The organism is Pseudooceanicola nitratireducens, assembly GCF_900109195.1.
Lineage (GTDB): Bacteria > Pseudomonadota > Alphaproteobacteria > Rhodobacterales > Rhodobacteraceae > Pseudooceanicola > Pseudooceanicola nitratireducens.
Window position 1 is genome coordinate 1,013,736 of the sequence record NZ_FNZG01000001.1, and the last position, 18,374, is coordinate 1,032,109.

At 61.4% G+C, this 18,374-nt stretch carries 16 protein-coding genes and 1 tRNA gene; 8 read left to right on the forward strand and 9 right to left on the reverse strand.

The window, feature by feature from the left end:
- Positions 1 to 556 precede the first annotated feature (556 nt).
- From BMX99_RS04730 to BMX99_RS04740, 3 genes are all read left to right on the forward strand, one after another.
- Positions 557 to 871: a hypothetical protein gene (locus tag BMX99_RS04730; protein ID WP_093447819.1), complete on the forward strand. Its 315-nt coding sequence runs from the start codon at positions 557 to 559 to the stop codon at positions 869 to 871.
- Positions 872 to 1,544: 673 nt separating this feature from the next.
- On the forward strand, positions 1,545 to 3,428 hold the full coding sequence (locus BMX99_RS04735) for an ATP-binding protein (RefSeq protein ID WP_093447822.1): 1,884 nt from the start codon (positions 1,545 to 1,547) through the stop codon (positions 3,426 to 3,428).
- Positions 3,429 to 3,642: 214 nt separating this feature from the next.
- The gene (locus tag BMX99_RS04740; RefSeq protein WP_093447825.1) at positions 3,643 to 4,089 is read left to right on the forward strand and encodes a sigma-70 RNA polymerase sigma factor region 4 domain-containing protein; all 447 of its coding nucleotides are present in this window, start codon (positions 3,643 to 3,645) and stop codon (positions 4,087 to 4,089) included.
- A gap of 603 nt (positions 4,090 to 4,692) precedes the next feature.
- Here BMX99_RS04740 and BMX99_RS04745 read toward each other — a convergent pair.
- Complete coding sequence (locus BMX99_RS04745) at positions 4,693 to 5,910, reverse strand: DUF3644 domain-containing protein (RefSeq protein ID WP_093447828.1); 1,218 nt, start codon at positions 5,908 to 5,910, stop codon at positions 4,693 to 4,695.
- A gap of 335 nt (positions 5,911 to 6,245) precedes the next feature.
- Here BMX99_RS04745 and BMX99_RS19460 point away from each other — a divergent pair, with 335 nt between their 5' ends.
- Together BMX99_RS19460 and BMX99_RS04750 are read left to right on the forward strand one after the other, a co-directional pair.
- On the forward strand, positions 6,246 to 6,446 hold the full coding sequence (locus BMX99_RS19460; protein WP_139199424.1) for a hypothetical protein: 201 nt from the start codon (positions 6,246 to 6,248) through the stop codon (positions 6,444 to 6,446).
- A complete protein-coding gene (locus tag BMX99_RS04750) occupies positions 6,443 to 7,651 on the forward strand; it encodes a site-specific integrase (RefSeq protein ID WP_170848782.1) in 1,209 nt (402 codons plus the stop codon). The genes BMX99_RS19460 and BMX99_RS04750 overlap by 4 nt, the downstream gene beginning before the upstream one ends.
- Before the next feature lie 33 nt (positions 7,652 to 7,684).
- On the opposite strand, the gene BMX99_RS04755 is transcribed toward BMX99_RS04750, so the two are convergent.
- The 4 genes from BMX99_RS04755 to BMX99_RS04770 all read right to left on the reverse strand — a co-directional run bounded on the left by BMX99_RS04755 (position 7,685) and on the right by BMX99_RS04770 (position 11,504).
- A tRNA-Glu gene (locus tag BMX99_RS04755) sits at positions 7,685 to 7,759 on the reverse strand.
- Between the two features lie 104 nt (positions 7,760 to 7,863).
- Positions 7,864 to 9,603: a single-stranded-DNA-specific exonuclease RecJ gene (gene recJ / locus BMX99_RS04760; RefSeq protein WP_093447833.1), complete on the reverse strand. Its 1,740-nt coding sequence runs from the start codon at positions 9,601 to 9,603 to the stop codon at positions 7,864 to 7,866.
- Positions 9,604 to 9,761: 158 nt separating this feature from the next.
- Positions 9,762 to 11,048, reverse strand: a complete 1,287-nt coding sequence (locus BMX99_RS04765) for a homoserine dehydrogenase (protein WP_093448491.1) — start codon at positions 11,046 to 11,048, stop codon at positions 9,762 to 9,764.
- Positions 11,049 to 11,252: 204 nt separating this feature from the next.
- The gene (locus tag BMX99_RS04770) at positions 11,253 to 11,504 is read right to left on the reverse strand and encodes a hypothetical protein (protein ID WP_093447836.1); all 252 of its coding nucleotides are present in this window, start codon (positions 11,502 to 11,504) and stop codon (positions 11,253 to 11,255) included.
- Between the two features lie 172 nt (positions 11,505 to 11,676).
- On the opposite strand from BMX99_RS04770, the gene BMX99_RS04775 reads away from it, so the two are divergent.
- Together BMX99_RS04775 and BMX99_RS04780 are read left to right on the forward strand one after the other, a co-directional pair.
- Positions 11,677 to 12,264: a TetR/AcrR family transcriptional regulator gene (locus BMX99_RS04775; protein WP_093447839.1), complete on the forward strand. Its 588-nt coding sequence runs from the start codon at positions 11,677 to 11,679 to the stop codon at positions 12,262 to 12,264.
- A gap of 193 nt (positions 12,265 to 12,457) precedes the next feature.
- Positions 12,458 to 12,955, forward strand: coding sequence for a hypothetical protein (locus BMX99_RS04780; RefSeq protein WP_093447842.1), 498 nt, complete (start codon positions 12,458 to 12,460; stop codon positions 12,953 to 12,955).
- A gap of 134 nt (positions 12,956 to 13,089) precedes the next feature.
- Here BMX99_RS04780 and BMX99_RS04785 read toward each other — a convergent pair whose 3' ends face one another.
- The 3 genes from BMX99_RS04785 to BMX99_RS04795 are packed head-to-tail and all read right to left on the reverse strand — an operon-like array spanning position 13,090 to position 15,634.
- The gene (locus BMX99_RS04785) at positions 13,090 to 13,686 is read right to left on the reverse strand and encodes a TadE/TadG family type IV pilus assembly protein (RefSeq protein WP_139216907.1); all 597 of its coding nucleotides are present in this window, start codon (positions 13,684 to 13,686) and stop codon (positions 13,090 to 13,092) included.
- The gene (locus BMX99_RS04790; RefSeq protein ID WP_244525579.1) at positions 13,683 to 14,207 is read right to left on the reverse strand and encodes a TadE/TadG family type IV pilus assembly protein; all 525 of its coding nucleotides are present in this window, start codon (positions 14,205 to 14,207) and stop codon (positions 13,683 to 13,685) included. The genes BMX99_RS04785 and BMX99_RS04790 overlap by 4 nt, the downstream gene beginning before the upstream one ends.
- A 14-nt stretch (positions 14,208 to 14,221) precedes the next feature.
- Positions 14,222 to 15,634 carry a TadE/TadG family type IV pilus assembly protein gene (locus BMX99_RS04795; protein ID WP_175480264.1) on the reverse strand — a complete coding sequence of 471 codons (1,413 nt, stop codon included), beginning with the start codon at positions 15,632 to 15,634 and terminating at the stop codon, positions 14,222 to 14,224.
- Positions 15,635 to 15,974: 340 nt separating this feature from the next.
- Between BMX99_RS04795 and BMX99_RS04800 the strand changes: the two genes are divergently transcribed.
- Entirely contained in the window at positions 15,975 to 17,414 is a 1,440-nt protein-coding gene (locus BMX99_RS04800; protein WP_093447851.1) for a Glu/Leu/Phe/Val family dehydrogenase, read from the forward strand.
- Between the two features lie 76 nt (positions 17,415 to 17,490).
- Here the strand turns inward: BMX99_RS04800 and BMX99_RS04805 are convergent, their stop codons facing one another.
- A complete protein-coding gene (locus BMX99_RS04805; RefSeq protein WP_093447853.1) occupies positions 17,491 to 18,249 on the reverse strand; it encodes a hypothetical protein in 759 nt (252 codons plus the stop codon).
- Positions 18,250 to 18,374: the final 125 nt, after the last annotated feature.

An 18,374-nucleotide genomic window follows, 5' to 3' on the forward strand; every position in this document is an offset into this window, starting at 1 on the left:
TCCATCTGTCCCGACGGCAAAGAGGTCCAACAGTTTGTTTTCAAGGAGAAAAATATCGTCTCGGGCTGTGGGACAGATGGGGCGGAGGAATCTGTCACACACCATAGCGATCTCATACATAGTTTACGTATGCCCGACTAAAGATGTCTCTCACGTGGAAGTATTGTATTTTATCTGTCTCGTCTGTCCCAATGCAGGAAAAGAGATTTTAAAACAGTAGGATGCCCTGGGACAGTTGACGAGCCAGCCTTTGTCTCGGAATGGCTCACCTGTCCCAGCAGCAAAATCTCCTTCGTCACCCAACAAAACGGCCAATCTTAGCGTCGCAACAAATACAGAGGCGACCGATGATTGATTTTCCTCAACAGCTCATTGTTACATGCGAGAATGTACACGGTGAACAAATATCTATGCCCGTCCCTCCAATTATCGCAGTTCGCTGGCTGCTTAATGGATGGCATATAAACCCTCCAAAAGGTCAACAATGGCGAGAGAGAGATCTCCACGAACTCGAAGAAAATGCGCGCTTGCTCTGCATACTTGCTGGAGATGACGCATGAATCCGACCGACGCTTTCGATGTTGCCGCATGGCTAAGTGTCAGATTTCCTGACATCACCGCGATCGAGTTCTTTTCGAACGGGCGGGCGCTGGCTGGTCTTGTCTGGATTCACCCTCTCGAAGCCACCGACGAAGCGATTGCAGCCGTCCATCAGGTTGTCCTCGCTCTCGGCTATGTCGTCGAACCCGCCGCTGAATACCAAGACGAAATCCGAGCTACAGCTGTCGGCATGTGCGCTCACCGCCGCGCCGTCGGCATCTCCCGTATTGACGATGCTCTGGATGTCTATTCTCCCGGTAGTGCCCCGTAAAAAATAGGTGATGTCCGCAAACCGTGTTGATCTGCTATGCGGACTTTGCCGCCGTTCGCATCGCGTGCTTACTCATATTCTCAATTGCGCAGTCATTCGACGGAATGGGCGTAGAGCATGCGTTATTGGGCTGACCCTGCTCAGAGATCGAGCTCCCGATAGGATCACAACGATGCTGTGAGAAAGGGAGAAAGAGCATGGAATACTTCGTTGGTTTGGATGTGTCGCTTCGGTCCTGTGCGCTTTGCATTGTGGATGTCTTCTGCGCCAATTGAAGCGCGCCGGAAAGCGGGGCTCTCCTCTACCAATCCGACACCAGCATGCAACGGCGCCCGTAGAACGCCACACCAGAAGCGAAGAGAAGCGTGACCCGGATAAGCGATCCTTGCAGAGAATGAAAGGAAACGAGCTTGACCCAGAAGGCCAATTAGAGAAGTGGACATTCGCTGCGGTCGCCATCAACGACCGCATAGCCCGTGACGTCTACGGGGCCTGAAGTCGAGTCTCGCCGACGTACGGTCCTCCGGAATGGTGCTGCACCGGTCGCCGCCACAATAAATTTCGCAAAGCGGCGCAACCATTGCTCTCGCTGACCGACAATATGTTTGTAGGCGCTACGCGTCTCAGCACCCTGGCGATCACAGCGATCGCTACAAACACCAGGAGCACTACGATGAACGACAAAACCAAACACATCGACGTCGAAGACGACTTCCAGTTCGAGCCGCAATGGGGCGATCACGCACCCCGGGGCGGCAAGTCGGTCCTTAACCGCGTTCTGAAAGAAGGTACCAAAGTTCCGCTCTTTCTCGGGCAAACCTTCATCAATTCGCTGCGGGACGTTGGGTACAACACCACCACCTCGGCGCTCTGCGAGCACGTGGACAACTCCATCCAGGCTGGCGCGACCGAGGTCCGCGTCTACTTCCATCAAACCGGTCAGCGCGGCGCCTATTCGATCGACGGGCTGGTCCTGGACAACGGACGCGGGATGGAACCGCACGTCCTGCAGGTCGCGATGTCCTTCGGCGGGTCTATGTATTACGATAACCGGCAGGGCATCGGTCGCTTTGGCGTGGGCATGAAGACGGCGGCCCTGAGTATGTCCCCGGCCGTGGAACTGTACTCGTGGACCGAGCCGGGGGCGATCTACACGATGACCCTGGACGTCAATGACATCAGTTCCAAGATGTCAAATCTCCTGGAGTTGCCCGAGCCACAGTTGCTGGATGCCCTGCCGTCGAGCGTGGCCCGCATCCTAACGAAACCGATGGTTTATCCCCGTCTTCATGCCGATCAGGACTTGTTCGCGGATGACGAGGACGAGCTTCTGGATCGCATGGGTGGGTCCGGCACCATCGTCCACATACCGGATTGCGATCGTGTGACCTATAAGAAGGCTCAGACGTTGGCTGAGGATGCCATCCGGGAAATGTCCCGCATTTACCGGGTTCAACTGAGCCAAGGCCTTCGCCTGTTTGTTAACAACCGGCGCGTCCACGCGTTCGATCCAACCTACTGGGACCTGAACGCTCGTCACACCCGTGTGGAAGGGATCAAGGAAAAGCGCAGCAAACTGATCAAGTCCTGGCCCGAAATCCATGTGCCCGTGAGCGAGAACAGCGATCGGACTGCACCTGTGGCGGTGAGGCTTTACATGCTTCCGATCGAGGAATGGTACGACCTGCCGCGGAAGATTCTAAAGAACGATCTCCACGTGTTCGACGGCCACACGGTGTCATTCATGCGAAACGACCGCGAGGTGTTCAGCGGAACTGTAAGGGAGTTGGCTGGCGCCGGCCACGGAGACAACGACTGGCTTCGCCTCCAGATCGATTTCGGTGGTGAATTGGACGAGGCATTTGGCGTAGCGATGAACAAGCAGGGCGTGCGGCCCAAGAAGTTTGCGCTCGACTACATCCGAGAGCAAATCCGCGAAGAGGTCACGCGGGTACGAAACCGCACCGCTCAGTTCCGAAAAGAGCGACGTGCGTTGGACTCCGGAAACAAGGTGAGTGACGCGGAACGACGTGCCGGTGAGGCGGATGCTATGCAGGCGAAGCCTCTGCCGAGTCCTGCGCCGACTACTCCGGAGGAAGCTGCGGAATTGGATGCTAACCTGCGCGGACTGGCGGTTTCCCTGAAGCGCAAGGACGAAACCAACGACGAAGCGTTCGAGCGGATCAAGAATTCGAAGTTCATCACGACGTTTAAGCACGATGAATACTGGCCATTCTACCACGTGGATTACCAGTTCGGTAAAGTGGTGCTGACGATCAACACTGCCCATCCATTCTTTTCGAAACTGTACGATCCGATCGCACAGTTGACAGTCAACGCTGGGAGCGACATCGACGGCAATACCGGTCCTGACGATGATGGCGCCGCCGACGAGACATCCGATGTTCTGGTGGCTTTGCAGATGCTTTTGTTCAGCCTCGGACGGACGCAGAGCCAGATGAGCCTGGAGGGCGATAACCCCGAACGCACCAAGCTGTTCGAGGACCTCAGGCGCGAATGGTCGGAGACGCTCAAGACCCAGCTAACGACCCTTTAAAATCATCTCGGGCACCTCTTTGCGGTGCCCGACATTTTTTGCAACCCAAGATCGATCTGGGTTACAATGTATCTGAGGGGCTTCGTGCCAACCTGATCCACACGCCATCATCGGGCACAGCGACCGCGATGAGACGTGCAGGCCGGACGCGAATCTTCCCTCGCCCAACCTCCGCGTGGCGATAGCCGCCCGCACAGAACAATGGAGACGAAACATGGATGCAGATCCGTGGGTGGAGTATGCCCGCCTTCAGTCGATGCTTAAGGGCACGACCGACGCATATAAGGCTGCCGGAATCGAAGCGGCAATGACAGACCTGCTCGACAGTATCGCGAAGCGCCGTACAATCGATGCGAGGCAGGTCAAGAACCTCGTCGTGAACCGCATCGGGAAGGAGCGTCGTCGCCGCGCTATCGTCTACGCGCATAGCCACGACATCGCAGGTGAACATGAAGGTCGAGGCGTCGCAGACGCCGCGGAGAGCCGCATTATGCTGCAAAGGTATGCGAAGGCGTGCGGCCCCCGGGACTTCCACCTGCTGGTTCGCCAGGCCCAAGGCAACACGTTGGCGGAGATCTCCGCCGAAACTGGGTCTCCGATCACAACCCTGAAGGCACGCGCGCACCGCGCGCGAAAGAAGGTGCTCGCCCTCGCTGCCTGAGGGCAAACCGGCGTGGGCGCCAAGGCGCCCATGCAACTTCGTTTACAGAGAGCTGACTGCGAGCTGGGCCCGCTGAAACAGATGCAGACTGCCTGTAGAGATCACCGTCGACTTTCGCCCCAATCGATACGAACGGTTTGCTCTGGGCCGCTTGCGACGGCTGCGCCCTTGCCGCAACTGCGAAGTCACCTAAGCTCGACGTAGACCTCTGCGCGACCCCTCGTCTACGATGCACGGACAATCTCTGCCGGGCTCATACCTGCCAACCGCACCTCCAACCAGCGGATGTAGCCGCTGAGGTTCTTCGTGGCTGGTCCGGAGAACGGCTTGATGAACCTATTGTAGCGGTCGTGCCCTGCATACCCGGTTCAGAACGGTTTTCGCTGCCAAGCCTTCGACAGTTGTCGCTTTCGAGGGGTTTTTTGACACGGATTATGGAGGGGCAGGGGGGATGCGATCTTGTGCATACTCTTGGCAACGCAAAATTCATAGCCGTGCCTGCCGGTCCGGCCCCACGGCTGCTTCACTGCCTGGGTTTTGACTTTAGAAGTCCAGCCTCGGTTTCTGAAACCAGAAGTGAAGAAAGGGGGGTATAGCGAAACGTTATCGATATTTCCCGCCTTCTTGCTCGCAGTGCTCAATAACCCGGTAGAACCATCTATCGAACCAAACCCATGTTCCATTGTAGTCGCCTTGGCAACCGTATCCCTTCGCAGGGTTTTTGCCGTCCAGTGACTGCCAGAGTTCTATGTGGTCTTGCATACGGAAGTTGGGAAAACCCGCCGCCTGCACCTTTGCGACGACTTTTCCCGGTGGATACCGAGTTTTGTTCACCTCTTTGAGTATGATTTTCTCTATTTCGTCTGCCTCGTCGCTACCCGTTGCCACAATAGAGACCGCTGCATCAGCAGCGCCGGGCTTTTTCGCGGTCATGGGCACGAAACCGTAGGACATCCGGTACGCTGGGTCTTTCAGTTGCTCTTCTGTCAGCCCTTGCTCGAACGCATCGATTGTAGTTTCAATGCTTTTCGGCAGGCCCGATGCCTTCTTCAGTGCTGAGATCTGCTCCGTTTCGAAAGACACGAACTGAAGTGCAATCGGTAGTCTCTTTTCCAGCCCATATTGAAGTCCGAACTCCTTCTTCAGAAGGTCGTTGAAGTTCAATGCGCAGGACTGGAGTTTGGCGCCGAGGGCATCGTCGATACGGCTCGTGGTCCGGTGTTCGATCTCATGTCGGATCTCGATGAGAAACTCCAGGTTCTTGGCAACACCACCTTTCGCCGGGCATTTTCCTTGCTTCAAGCAGTGCCCGAGATCCCAATACTTGTCCTCGCCGGCCTTCGTCGTTTGTCCTGTGTACGTATAATCAATGCCCTCGCGCTTGAACCAGGCATGCATGAGGTAAGTCCATGCGATGATTGCGGTGACGATGAAAAGCTCTGCTCGGAACGTGAGGCCCGCGCCGTTGAAGGTCTGAACTGCCGCTATCATAGCTTCACGAGCCTTGATCAACAGTTCATCTCCCCGAACGCTCAAGCCGGTTTCATGATCGATGTCTGGCCATATCGAAAGAAATGTGTCGAGATCGGTTTCAGGCGCAGTTTTGATAGCCTTGTGTTTCGTCTCGGTCCGGATTTCAGCGATCAGCCGATGGTTCACGGAGCGCGTCGGTCGTGTGAAGTATGCCAAGATATCCTGGTCGTTTGAGAAATTACCGCCGCGGGCTATCATTGCCTTAACGATCGCAATCTCCCAGGTTTCAAGCGTGTTACCTCGCCGGCGTTTTTTCTTCTTCGGTTGTTCTTCTTCGTGATCCGGCATGAGGCACCTCCATGAGAATTGGTAACTGTCTCATGAGAAAGGGCAAAGACCATTTTCTCGCCGGGACGCACATGACGCCTGCGACCAACTCACCCACGATCGGCAGGCCGATTAAGTAAAACAATGAACCGCAAAATCTTTCCTGAGAAAGATTGGGCTCTATACATTTCAATGGCTTAGGTGTTTTCCATTGAGCGGATGAGATTCTCACCCACATTTTGAGAGACAGAAACAGCCCTGGCGGTTGACCGTGCTCCATCGAGATATCGAACCTAAAATTCAGATCCGTCCGTTTGATCAGAGTCGAACCGATCTCCTCGGAAAGGAGATCTGACATGCCCGCACCAAGAATAACTGCCGCAGCTGCACGACAAGCGCTCGAAGGCGCTATTGCCGCTGGGCTCACGCCGACCGCCGCCGTGTGGCTCGCGGATGGAAGCTACCGACTTGAATTCAGCTCACAGGAATTGAAACCTGGACAGGATGTCGCCGCGAACGACGCGGGCAAGCCGAAAAAATGGGGCGAAAAATCGTGAAACACGACTACCCAGGACTTCTCAAAGACAAAACGCCAGCCGGATCGATCCGTTGGCGCGTCCGAAAAGATGGCGACAAGAAGCACCGAACCACAATACCGGTCGGGCCAGGCGAACCCATGTTTCAAGAGTACTATGACGCCGCGCGCCTGGGCCGCGCGCTTGAAATTGAGGCCCCGAAAAAATCGAAAACAGGCTCTCTGGACAACCTCAGTGAACGGTTTATCGACTGGATGCAAGACCGCGTAATGTCTGGAAACCTTTCGAAATTGACGCTTTCAAGTCGCACAACGGGTCTGAACCAGGCATGTGACACGCTTGACCCTGATGGCGACAGAATGGGAACCCTCAGCGCGGACCTGCCGATCGAGGCCTTTCAACACATCGTCGATGGTTTTGGTGTCAAGACGGGCGCCGCGGACACATGTCTAAAAGCATTAAGGGCAGCATATACATGGGGAAAAACAAGGGGTTTTCCTAAGCATAGCGCCGTTTTCGAGGCCAAGTCAGGGCACAAAAGTAAAGGTGGAGCATTGCAATGGGATGCCAATGATATCGGGAAATATCTTTCTACGCACGGCCCGGGAAGCATGGCCAGGCTTTGGTTTTGTCTCGCATATGACAGTCACGGTCGGATCGGAGACATGCACCGACTCGGTCGGGAGAATGAAGTTATGCATGGAGATGATCGGTATCTTGAGTGGCAGCCGTCGAAAAAAGGCTCCGCGTTTGTATCGATTCCCTTCGGAGAGATGCTTGCTGCCGAGCTTGAGCATCATGACGAGCGCGACACGTATCTTGTGACCGAAGCCGGAGCACCGTTCGCGTCATCCGGCGCACTCGACAACAAAGTCAGAAAATGGATCATTGAGGCCGGGCTTTGTGTCGATGCTACGGACGCCGATGGAGAACCGATTTATGTCGGGAAGGGCAAGCGGAAGATCGTGAAAAAGGTCGCCACACGCTCTCAGCACGGGATCCGCAAAGGAGTTGCAGCGATGATGGCGAACAGCGGCGCAAGTGAATTCGAGATCATGGCGTCATTCGGGTGGACGGAGGCCAAGACCGCAGCGATCTACACTAAAAAATTCGCACGCCGTGGTTCAGCTGCGTCGGCCTCGAAGAGGATGGCTTCGGCCGCCGAGGCATGCAAATCCACAAAAGGTGTCCCACGGCCTGTCCCGCGTGGGACACCTTCGGACTGAAGCGCCAGTAAAACAAGGCCGGGAAAAACGCCATGGCAGCCCGTAGGGGAATCGAACCCCTCTTTCCAGGTTGAAAACCTGGCGTCCTAACCGATAGACGAACGGGCCGCGCTTGGCGTGAGGCGGTGTTTAGGCAAAGCGCGGGATGACCGCAAGAGGCTTTTTTCATCTTTTGACGAAAAAAATTCACACGCCGGGAAAATCCCTTGTTTCTAAGCGGTTGCAGCGTCTTCCAGCCGCATCTGAACCGATTGCCGGCCCTGCCAGGTGTTGATCTCAAGCCGTCCGGCCAGATGGAATCTCTGCCCCGCGCGATCGCTGAGCGCCGGACCAAGCGGGCCGTCGAAGGCACCGAATGCGATTCCGTCCAAGGACGCGCCCAGACCGTCGCCAAAGCGGATCTTCAGGTGTTTTTCGCCGACCCGTTTGGCAAAGCTGACGGTGACATCGGGGAAGACATAGCGCGGGGCCGAGGCCCCGGCACCGAAGGGGCCTGCCGTCTCGATCGCCCGCACCAGCGGCACGGTGGCGGCACCGGGCATCAACAGACCGTCCAGGCGCAGATCGGCCGCGCCACCCTGTCCGGCCCCCTGTTTCGCCAGCAGTTCGGCCAGACGCTCCATCGCCGGGTCCAGCTGATCGCGGGCCACGGTCAGACCGGCGGCCATCTTGTGGCCCCCGCCCTTGATCAACAGCCCTTCGCCCGCCAGCCGCTGGATCGAGGCCCCAAGGTCCACGCCTGCGATCGACCGGCCCGATCCCTTGCCCTCGTCCCCGTCCAGGCCGATCACGACCGAGGGGCGGTTGGTGGCCTCTTTCAGGCGCGAGGCGACGATGCCCACGACGCCGGGATGCCAGCCTTCGCCGGCGGCCCAGACCAGCGGGGCGTCCAGCCCGCGGGCCTCGGCCTGGGCCATGGCGGCGGCGGTCACGGCGGCTTCGATCTCGCGCCGTTCAGCGTTCAGGTCGTTCAGGCGGTCTGCCATGGCGGCGGCTTCGTGCGGATCGCTGCAGGACAGCAGCCGTGCGCCCAGGTCGGCCTTGCCGATGCGCCCGCCCGCGTTGATGCGCGGCCCCAGCAAATAGCCCAGGTGATAGGCGCTTGGCGCGGTGTCCATCCGGGCCACATCGGCCAGCGCCGCAAGGCCGGGCCGGGCGCGCCGGCCCATGACCACCAGCCCCTGGCGCACGAAGGCCCGGTTCACGCCGATCAGCGGGGCCACATCGGCCACCGTGGCGAGCGCCACCAGGTCCAGCATCCCCATCAGGTCGGGCAGGGTCTGCGCCCCGTCCTCGCGGGCCTGGCGGTTGGCCTCGACCAGCATCAGGAAGACCACGGCGGCGGCACAGAGATGCGCCAGCGCCCCGTCCTCGTCCTGGCGGTTGGGGTTCACGCAGGCGACGCAGTCGGGCAGGGTTTCCCCGCCCAGGTGGTGGTCCAGGATCACCACGTCGCAGCCCGCCGCCGCCACCGGTTCGTGGGAAAGCGTGCCGCAGTCGACACAGACGATCAGATCATGGGCGCGGCCCAGCTCCTGCATGGCGGGGACGTTCGGGCCATAGCCTTCGTCGATGCGGTCAGGGACATAGAGCGTGGCCTCGCGCCCCATCTGCCGCAGCCAGTCCAGCAAAAGCGCGGCCGAGGTGCCGCCATCCACGTCGTAATCCGCAAAGACCGCGATCCTTTCGCGCTGCTTCACTGCGCGCAGGAACCGGGCGGCGGCGGGCTCCATGTCGCGCAGGGACCGGGGATCGGGCAGCAGGTCGCGCAGCGAGGGGGCCAGGAAGGCCTCGACCTCTTGCTCCTCGACCCCGCGGCGGGCGAGGATCTGCGCCAGCGCGCGATCCAGCCCACGGGCCTGCACAAGCGCCTCGGCGGCGCGGTCAATCTCGACCGAGGGGCCGACCCATCTGCGGCCGGTCAGCGAAGCGGAAACGTTCAGAAAGTCCATGCGCCCGTTTTGCATCGCCGCCGGGGCGACGGCAAGCGGCAGCGACGCCCGGTCAGGCCTTTGCAGGGCCTGCCGGGCGGGGCTGAACGGTCAGATCGGCGGGAAGAGGCCGGGGGAGGCGGGCCCAGGGTGGGCCCGAAGCCAGCTGAGGACGACCCTCAGACCTCTTCGATGCGGATGGCGACGGGGGTGGTGACGACCACGCCGGTGCCCTCGATCGCCGCAAGGGCGGTGTCCAGCGCGTCGCGGGCGGTGCGATGCGTGACGATCAGCACGGGGGCGTTTTCCCCGTCGTGGTCGTACTGGCGCATCCGGTTGATCGAGATCCCCGATTCCCCCAGTACCGCAGCGACCTTGGCCAGCGCGCCCGGCTTGTCCACCAGCGTCATGCGCAGGTAATAGGCGGCGGGCGTCTGCGACAGCGCCGGAACCGGCTCCGACAGGCTGGCGGCGGGCTGACCGAAAACCGGGACGCGGATGCCACGCGCGATGTCGCAAACATCGGCGATCACGGCACTGGCGGTCGGGCCTTCACCGGCACCGGGGCCACGCAGCACGATCTGGTCCACCGCATTGCCTTCCAGCACCACCATGTTGGTGCCGCCTTCCAGCTGCCCTAGCGGAGAGGTCGCCGGCACAAGGCAGGGCGACATGCGCTGTTCCAGCCCGCGCCCGGTCATGCGGGCGACGCCCAGCAGCTTGATCCGATAGCCCATGTCACCGGCGGCGCGGATGTCGTCGATGGTCAGGCGGCCGATGCCCTCAAGCTCCATCGCGTCAAAGGCGACACGGGTGCCAAAGGCGGCGGCTGCCAGCAGCGACAGCTTGTGACCGGCGTCGATGCCGCCCACGTCCAGTTCGGGATCCGCCTCGAGGTAACCCAGCTGGTTGGCCTCTTCGAAGACGGTTTCATAAGGCAGGCCCGCGCTTTCCATCCGGGTCAGGATGTAGTTGCAGGTGCCGTTCATGACGCCCATGACGCGGGTGATTTCATTCCCGGCCAGCCCTTCGATCAGCGATTTGATAACCGGAATGCCGCCAGCAACGGCGGCCTCGTACCGGATCACGCTGCCCTTGGCTTCGGCCAGTTCCGCCAGCGCCTGGCCATGCACGGCCAGCATCGCCTTGTTGGCGGTGACCACGTCCTTGCCGGCGTTCAGCGCGGCCTCGGTCGCGGCCTTGGCGGGGCCGTCCGATCCGCCCATGAGTTCGACGAAGACATCCACGTCGTCGCGGGTGGCCAGCACGACGGGATCGTCTTCCCAATCATACCCGGAGAGAGAGACGCCCCGGTCCTTGTCGCGGTTGCGCGCCGACACGGCCGAGATCGTGATGTCCTTGCCGGTGCGGGCCTTCAGCAGGGCGGCTTCGCGCCGGACGATCTTGATCAATCCGGTCCCGACAGTGCCCAGACCCGCAATGCCCAGCCTAATCGTGTCGCCCATGCCCATATCTCCTGTTGCGGAATTCCTGCGCGGCCTTAGCCGTTTCCGCGACGCCATGCAACGCGCTGCGTCCTGATTGGGCGCGGAAGGCGGGCGGGGCAGGCGGCGCGGTCACAAGTTGGGCGCGCGGTCCTCTCTCTCTGGCGCGCTCTCCGGCCCGGGAACGGGCACGGCTCGCTTCCCAAGCGGCCCGGTGGCAACGGGTTACTGGGACTTCAGCCGGGCGGCGCGGGCGCGTAGGGCGGCGGCGCGGGCGGCGAGTGCTTCGTCCTCGGTGTCGTCCAGCCGGGGGGCTTCGGCCTGGGCCAGAAGCGTTTCGACCGGGACCAGGGGCGGATAGCTGCCCTGCTGTTCCGAGGCCGGAATGGCGGCATCCAGGTCGGGCGTGTCGGTGCAGCCCAGAAGGGACAGGCCCAGAAGGGCGGGCAGGATCAGCCGTGTGGCAGTGCGGGTCATGGTGCGGCGGGGTCCCAGGGCAGTGGTGGTGTCGGGCTGGTCTGGCCCGCAGATGGATCAGGGCGGATGGTGACGGATCCGGGCGGCGGGGGCAAGCGGGCTTCGTCCGGGCATGTGCGCGGCGCACCGGTTCCGCCTTGATCTGAACGCACGTTCAGTTAATAACCCATGCATGGCCCGTACCGCTGGTTCCCATTCCGCCCTGACCGCGCCGCGCATCCGCGCCGCGGCGCAAAGCCTGTTCGCCCGTCATGGCTTTGCCGCCGTGTCGATGCGCCAGATCGCGGCTGAGGTGGGCGTTCAGGTCGGCGCGCTCTACAATTACACCCCCGACAAGCAGAGCCTGCTGTTCGACCTGATGGTCGACCACCTGGACGATCTGATGCGCGCTCTGGATGCCGAACCGCTGCCCGAGGATCCGATGCAGGCGCTTGAGGGCTTTGCGCGGTTCCACATCCGCCACCATGCTGCCCGTCCCGAGGCGGTCTTTATCGCCTACATGGAGCTGCGCAACCTGAGCCCCGAGAATTTCGCCCAGGTCGAGGCGCTGCGCCACCGTTACGAGGACCGGCTGACCGCGATCCTGACACGGGGCCAGGCCGAGGGACAGTTCCGCATCGGCGATCCGCGTATCACCACGATGGCCATCATCGCCATGCTGACCGGCGTGAACACCTGGTTCCGCGAGACCGGCCGCCTGCGGCTGGACGAGGTCGAGACGATGTATTGGGACATGACCCGGCAGCTGGTCGGCGGCTGAGCCTTTGGGGCGCGCCTGAACTATGTGGCTGATCCGGGGGGCTGATCCCGCGTCTCTCCAACCGACCGGCATCCTGCCGCCAGCCCCGCCCGCCAGCCTCCGCACATCAAGGCGCTTGCATCGCGGCGGGCGCTGCCGTAGCCCCGCGGGAACGCCGGAAGGCCCCCAAAGGGGCCAGCGAGGGAGACATAGGATGCAGCAGGACACCATGGGTGACGTGATCGGGGAATTGCGGGCTTCTCCCGGGCGGCGGGTCTTCGGGGTCGGCGTGCTGTCGATCCTCGGGCTTCTGCTTCTGCGCATGGGGTTGTCGGGCGGCACCGGCACCTGGCTGGACGGTCTGGTCCTGGTGCTTGGGATCGGCGCGCTCTGGGCCGGCTGGATCATGTATCGCGCCACCGAACGCAGCCTTGTCCTGACCGAGGAAGAGCTGCGCGACAGCACCGGCACCGTGCTGGCCCGGCTGGAGGACATCCGGGGCGTGGATCGCGGCACCTTTGCCTTCAAGCCCTCGAACGGGTTCCTGCTGCGCACCGAAACGCGCCAGCCGCGGCTGTGGCAGCCGGGGCTCTACTGGCGGACGGGGCGGCGCATCGGTGTGGGCGGTATCACCCGCGCCGCGGAATCCAAGGCGCTGGCGGATCTGATCGCGATCAAGCTGGCGGAACGGGCCGCAGTGGACGCGGACTAAGGTTTGCGCGCCAGGGGGGGGGGCAGGCCAATCAGGCCAGGCACCCCGTACAGGCACCGGATACCAGGCACCCGATAGAACGCAAAACGGGCCCCGAAAGGCCCGTCTTGAAAGATCTGCACGACACCAGACGCCTAGCTGGGCGTGCCGTCGTCCCATTTCAGCTGATCGGCGAAACGCGGGTTCATGAAGACATGGCCCTTCATCTTGAAATCGCCCAGGCCAATCTTGAACGGCACCTTGTAGTCGTTCCAGGTCTCGAGAAGGATGAACTCATCCCCGTCGACGATGCCCGGAAGCTGTGTGCGCAGGGTGTTGACGTTGTTGTCGTCCAGCCGCGACGCCACGCCCGAGCCACGGATCTGCGACCAGCGCACGGTGTATTTGTCAGTATCCGCGTCATAGGAAATCACCGAAACCCGCATGCCGGGGCTGCTGACCCGGGTCAGCGCCTGGAACAGGGTAAAGGTGCTGTCGACGTAGGTGTCGTTGATCTTCTCGGTTTCGCGGGAATAAGCGTCGGCCAGGGTAAAGGCCGCCTTCTGGTTCACGCTTTTCATCCGCAGCATATCGAAGAAGGTGAACATGGCCACGTAGGTCCAGATCACCAGCGGCAGCAGAACGATGGATTCCACCGCGACCGATCCGCGGCTGTCGTCGGCAAAGGCGGAGAGGCGGGCGCGCAGCAGGGCGAAGGGGCGGGGGCGGAAACGGGTCATCTCAGCGCTCATGGTTCGTTCACGAAGGCCGTGGTCGAGAACAGGGCGACATCGCCGTTCCCGTCTTTGGCCACCTGGTTGCCAAGCCCCACGGTCGGGAAGACCGGGGCAATCTTGATGCAGGCGCGCATCACCATCAATTCGTTGCCGCCGCCGTTGACGAAGGCCCGCACCGGAGAGATGTCCTGCGACTTGTCGATGCAATCGGCCGACTGCGGCAGTTCGGTGTAGTCGCGCGGGTCCACAGGCTGCATTTCCAGCCGCAGGCTTTCGGCGCAATTGGGCAGGAACCCGGCATAGGTGCAGATCTGGTTCTTCACCTTCAGATGGGTCGGATCCTCGATGAACCCCAGGCGCAGGTCGCGCACGGTCATGTCCAGCCCGCGTTCCAGCATCGTCTGACGAAAGGTCATCATCCCCATCTCGACCGAGGAGAGCATGAACATCAGGAAGACCGGGAACATCACCGCGAAATCCGCGATCATGGCCCCCTCTTCGTCCCGCAGCCAGCGGGTCAGGCGCGTCTTGATCATCGCTTTCATCCGCATCACAGGGTCAGCCTCAGTTGCACCAGCTGGCGCGCGATGGACGAGAAGGCGTCCGAGATGTTCACCCCTTCGACCCGGTAGAAGTGCGACGGTGACGACGCGCAGTCTTCCATGGCCTGGGCCGAGGTGTTGCTGATCTCGAACCCGATCGAATAGATCAGGATGCCGTTGTTCTTGGCCGCGTCACAGATGTTCTGCAGCAGCGTGTTCCCCAGGCTCGACGAGTAATAGGTGTCGAACAGGTCGTCCTGGATGCTGGAATAGACCTGGTTGTCCCAGTCGCTGATCGCATGGCGTGCCCAATGTGCCCGCATGTCCGGGGTGTCATAGGCAAAGTCCTTGATCCGCTTGGTCTCGGTGTTCACGCCGTCGGTCATCACCACCAGCACCTTCATGCTCTGAGAGTTGAAGTTGGCGGGACGGTCGCGGAAGACCTCGTCGATCAGGCTGTCGTCGACCATGTCGTTGACCAGCGGACGCGCGGCGGGATCCAGCAGGGCTGCCCCCCATTTCACACCGATATGGATCGAGGTCCGTTCGCGGCCGGTCAGGCGGCCGATCTGGGTCTTCAACGCCTCCCGGTTCTGGCTTAGCGCGGTGATCTGTTCATAGCTCTGCGTCGGGCAGGAGATATAGTTGAAGTTCCGGTCCACGTGGCTGAAGTGCTGCCCGTGCAGGTAGTGGTCATCGGGCGACACGGCGGTGGTCGAGAAATCGTCGGGCGTGAACTGCACGCAGTAGGAATAGTTGTGCAGCTGGCGCACGTTCATGCGCGAAAAGATCTCCCAGCCGGCGTTCACGTCACCGGTATAGGGCACCAGCGACAGCGACACCCGGTTCGAGGAATCGTCGGTCAGCACGGTGTCGACGAATTCCTTCGCCGCGGTGTGCAGGCGCGTCATGCGGCTGTTTTCATCCATGGAGCCGGAGATATCCAGCACCAGCGAGACCTCGGAATTGCCATAGGCCTGTTCTGCACGACCGCGCGCCGGAACGGTGAAGGTTTCAAACCCGATGTTCTTCAGGAAGGGGGTCTTCACCTCGGCCCGCAGGTCGACCATGACCGAGGTGCCGCCGTTCTCGCCGCCGATGGTGATGTCGTCTTCGGTCACATAGGACGCCAGGTCGGCCTTGGCGAAGTAATCCATCACGACCTGCTTGGGCAGGATCTGGTTGTCCTTGTGGGCTGCGGCCAGGGCGGACGAATCAATGGTCTGCTGCAGGCGGGTGCGCTCCATCTCGGTGCGCATCAGGTCCACGCCGATGCCCGCGACAGTGAACATGACCAGCATCATGACCATGACAAGCGCCAGCATCACGCCGTCTTCGGCACGCGAAAACTGCTTGATTTCCTTGGAAAACCACTGGCGAATCCCGATGGTCATGCCGGGATCTCTGTCTCGTCTGCTCATCTGTCTACCTCTCAGCGCAGCGCCGTACGGGCCTGGACCCGAAGTGCCGCAAACGCAGCTATGTGAAGGAATTGTTAGCCGTAGAATCGGGCCGAAATGGGGCACGAATGGGGTTCGCCGGTGGTAAGCCCCCGGGAACATGGGCAGTTGACCCATGGTCAGATGAGTTGAAGAATGGTCCGGACCGGCCCTACCGCCCGGTGGTGACTTTCGGGACTCAGTTTAGAAAAAGGTTAGACTGTGCCTCTAATTTAAGCACAGAAGCCGCGTTAGGCTGCCCGGTATCGCACGGGCACCCCAGGGTCCGAAGCGGTCTGTCTGCCATACAAGGAGAAGCAGCATGTCAGTTCAGGGTCAGATCCAAGAACCGACCTTCCGTCAAAGCGTCGACCTCATGTTCAACCGCGCCGTTGGTCTGATGGACCTGGCCCCGGGGCTTGAGGAAAAGATACGGGTCTGCAACGCGACCTACACGGTACGCTTCGGGGTCCGGCTGCGCGGTCAGATCCAGACCTTCACCGGCTACCGGTCGGTGCATTCCGAACACATGGAGCCGGTCAAGGGCGGCATCCGTTACGCCATGTCCGTCAACCAGGATGAGGTCGAGGCGCTGGCGGCGCTGATGACCTACAAATGCGCCCTGGTCGAGGCCCCGTTTGGCGGCTCCAAGGGCGGGCTCTGTGTCGATCCGCGGGAATGGGAAGAACATGAACTGGAACAGATCACCCGCCGCTTTGCCTATGAGCTGGCCAAGCGCGACCTGATCCACCCCGCGCAGAACGTGCCCGCGCCCGACATGGGCACCGGCGAACGGGAAATGGCCTGGATCGCGGACCAGTACCGCCGCATGAACACCACCGACATCAACGCCGCCGCCTGTGTCACCGGCAAGCCGACCAATGCGGGCGGCATCCAGGGCCGGGTCGAGGCGACGGGCAGGGGGGTGCAATACGCCCTGCGCGAATTCTTCCGCGAGGCGCGCGATGTGGCCGCCGCCAACATGTCCGGCACGCTCGAAGGCAAGACGGTCATCGTGCAGGGCCTGGGCAACGTGGGCTATCACGCCGCGCATTTCCTGCAGTCCGAGGATGGCTGCACCATCAAGGCGATCATCGAACACGACGGCGCGCTGCTGGATCACCGCGGCCTTGACGTGGAAAAGGTGCGCGAATGGATCAACAAGCACGGCGGCGTCACCGGCTATCCCGATGCGCGCCATTTCGAAGACGGCTCCATGCTGCTGGAAGAGGAATGCGACATCCTGATTCCCGCCGCGATGGAGGCGGTGATCAACCTCTCCAACGCCGAGAACATCAAGGCCAAGCTGATCATCGAGGCCGCGAATGGCCCGATCACCGCCGGTGCCGATACGATCCTGCGCGAAAAGGGGGTGATGATCATTCCCGATCTTTACGCCAACGCCGGCGGTGTGACGGTGTCCTATTTCGAATGGGTCAAGAACCTCAGCCACATCCGCTTTGGCCGGATGCAGCGCCGCCAGGAAGAGGCCCGGCACGAGCTGATCGTGAAGGAACTGGAACGTCTGGACCGCTACCTGGGCAATGCCTGGACCCTGTCGCCGGACTTCAAGACCAAGTACCTGCGCGGCGCGGATGAACTGGAATTGGTGCGCTCAGGCCTCGACGACACGATGCGCGGGGCCTTTGAATCGATGCGCGCGATCTATCACAACCGTGCCGACGTCACCGATTACCGCACCGCCGCCTATATCGTCGGGATTGAACGTGTCGCGGCCAGCTACCGCGCCAAGGGGCTGTAACAGGATCCGCGTTGCGCGGGCGGCTCGGGGCGGGACGTGTCCTGCCCCGGGCGTTAGGCCCGGCCGCCTGTTGTCCTCACTCGGCGAACAGCATGTCCGCCAGCCCGGTCAGCACATAGGTAAAGTGGTGGTCGATGCCGTTGGCGCGCTCCAGATCCACCGACAGCCAGGTCGCATCGCCACCAAGCGCATTCCAGGCCCGTTTCATCATCCAGATCGGCACATAGGCGGTGACAACGGCCACGCGTTCCGTCCGGTCGGGCGGGGTGTCACAGTCCTGTGGCAGCCCGCGCGCGACCGAGGCCATGTCGGCATAACAGCTTACATAGACATAGCCGGTATAGCTGAAGGCCCCGTAGGTCCGGCTGAACGAGGCGTCGAGTAATCCACCGAAGGCCTCTCCCTTTTTCAGGCTCAGGCCGGTGACGTCGACGATCGGGTTGGACGCATATTTCACGTCCTCCAGGTCGATGACGAAATCGAACTGGATCGCCGCGTCGTTCCAGGTCAGATGCGCGCAGCTCATCTGCGGGCGGGGGGTGCTGCCGGCCGCGGTCTGGCAGTCGTCATGCCTGATGTACTGCGGGTCCAGAGGCGCAGTCTGCGTGCGGAAATCCAGCTTCGGGGCCTCGACCCGTCCGCCCCAGCTTAGCGTTGCGGCGGCAAAATCGCGGGTGAACATGTAGGGGCTGTCGAACTGCGCCCCGCGTTCGGACCGGTCCGTGCCATGGGTGGCGCGGGGCACCCATTCCGCAAGGGCAGGTGTGGCGGTCGATGCCGCCAGACTTAGGCCGGTCAGGCATCCGGCAAGCAGGCTTTTGGTCAGGCGCGTCATCTGAAATCCTTTTTGAAACCGCACGAACTGAGCCCGGAATTTTTCCACCTGACAAGAGAGATTGCAGCACAGCCGCTTTTCCGGTCGCCGCCGCCGGAAACCACGCCGCACGATTAGGGCTTGCC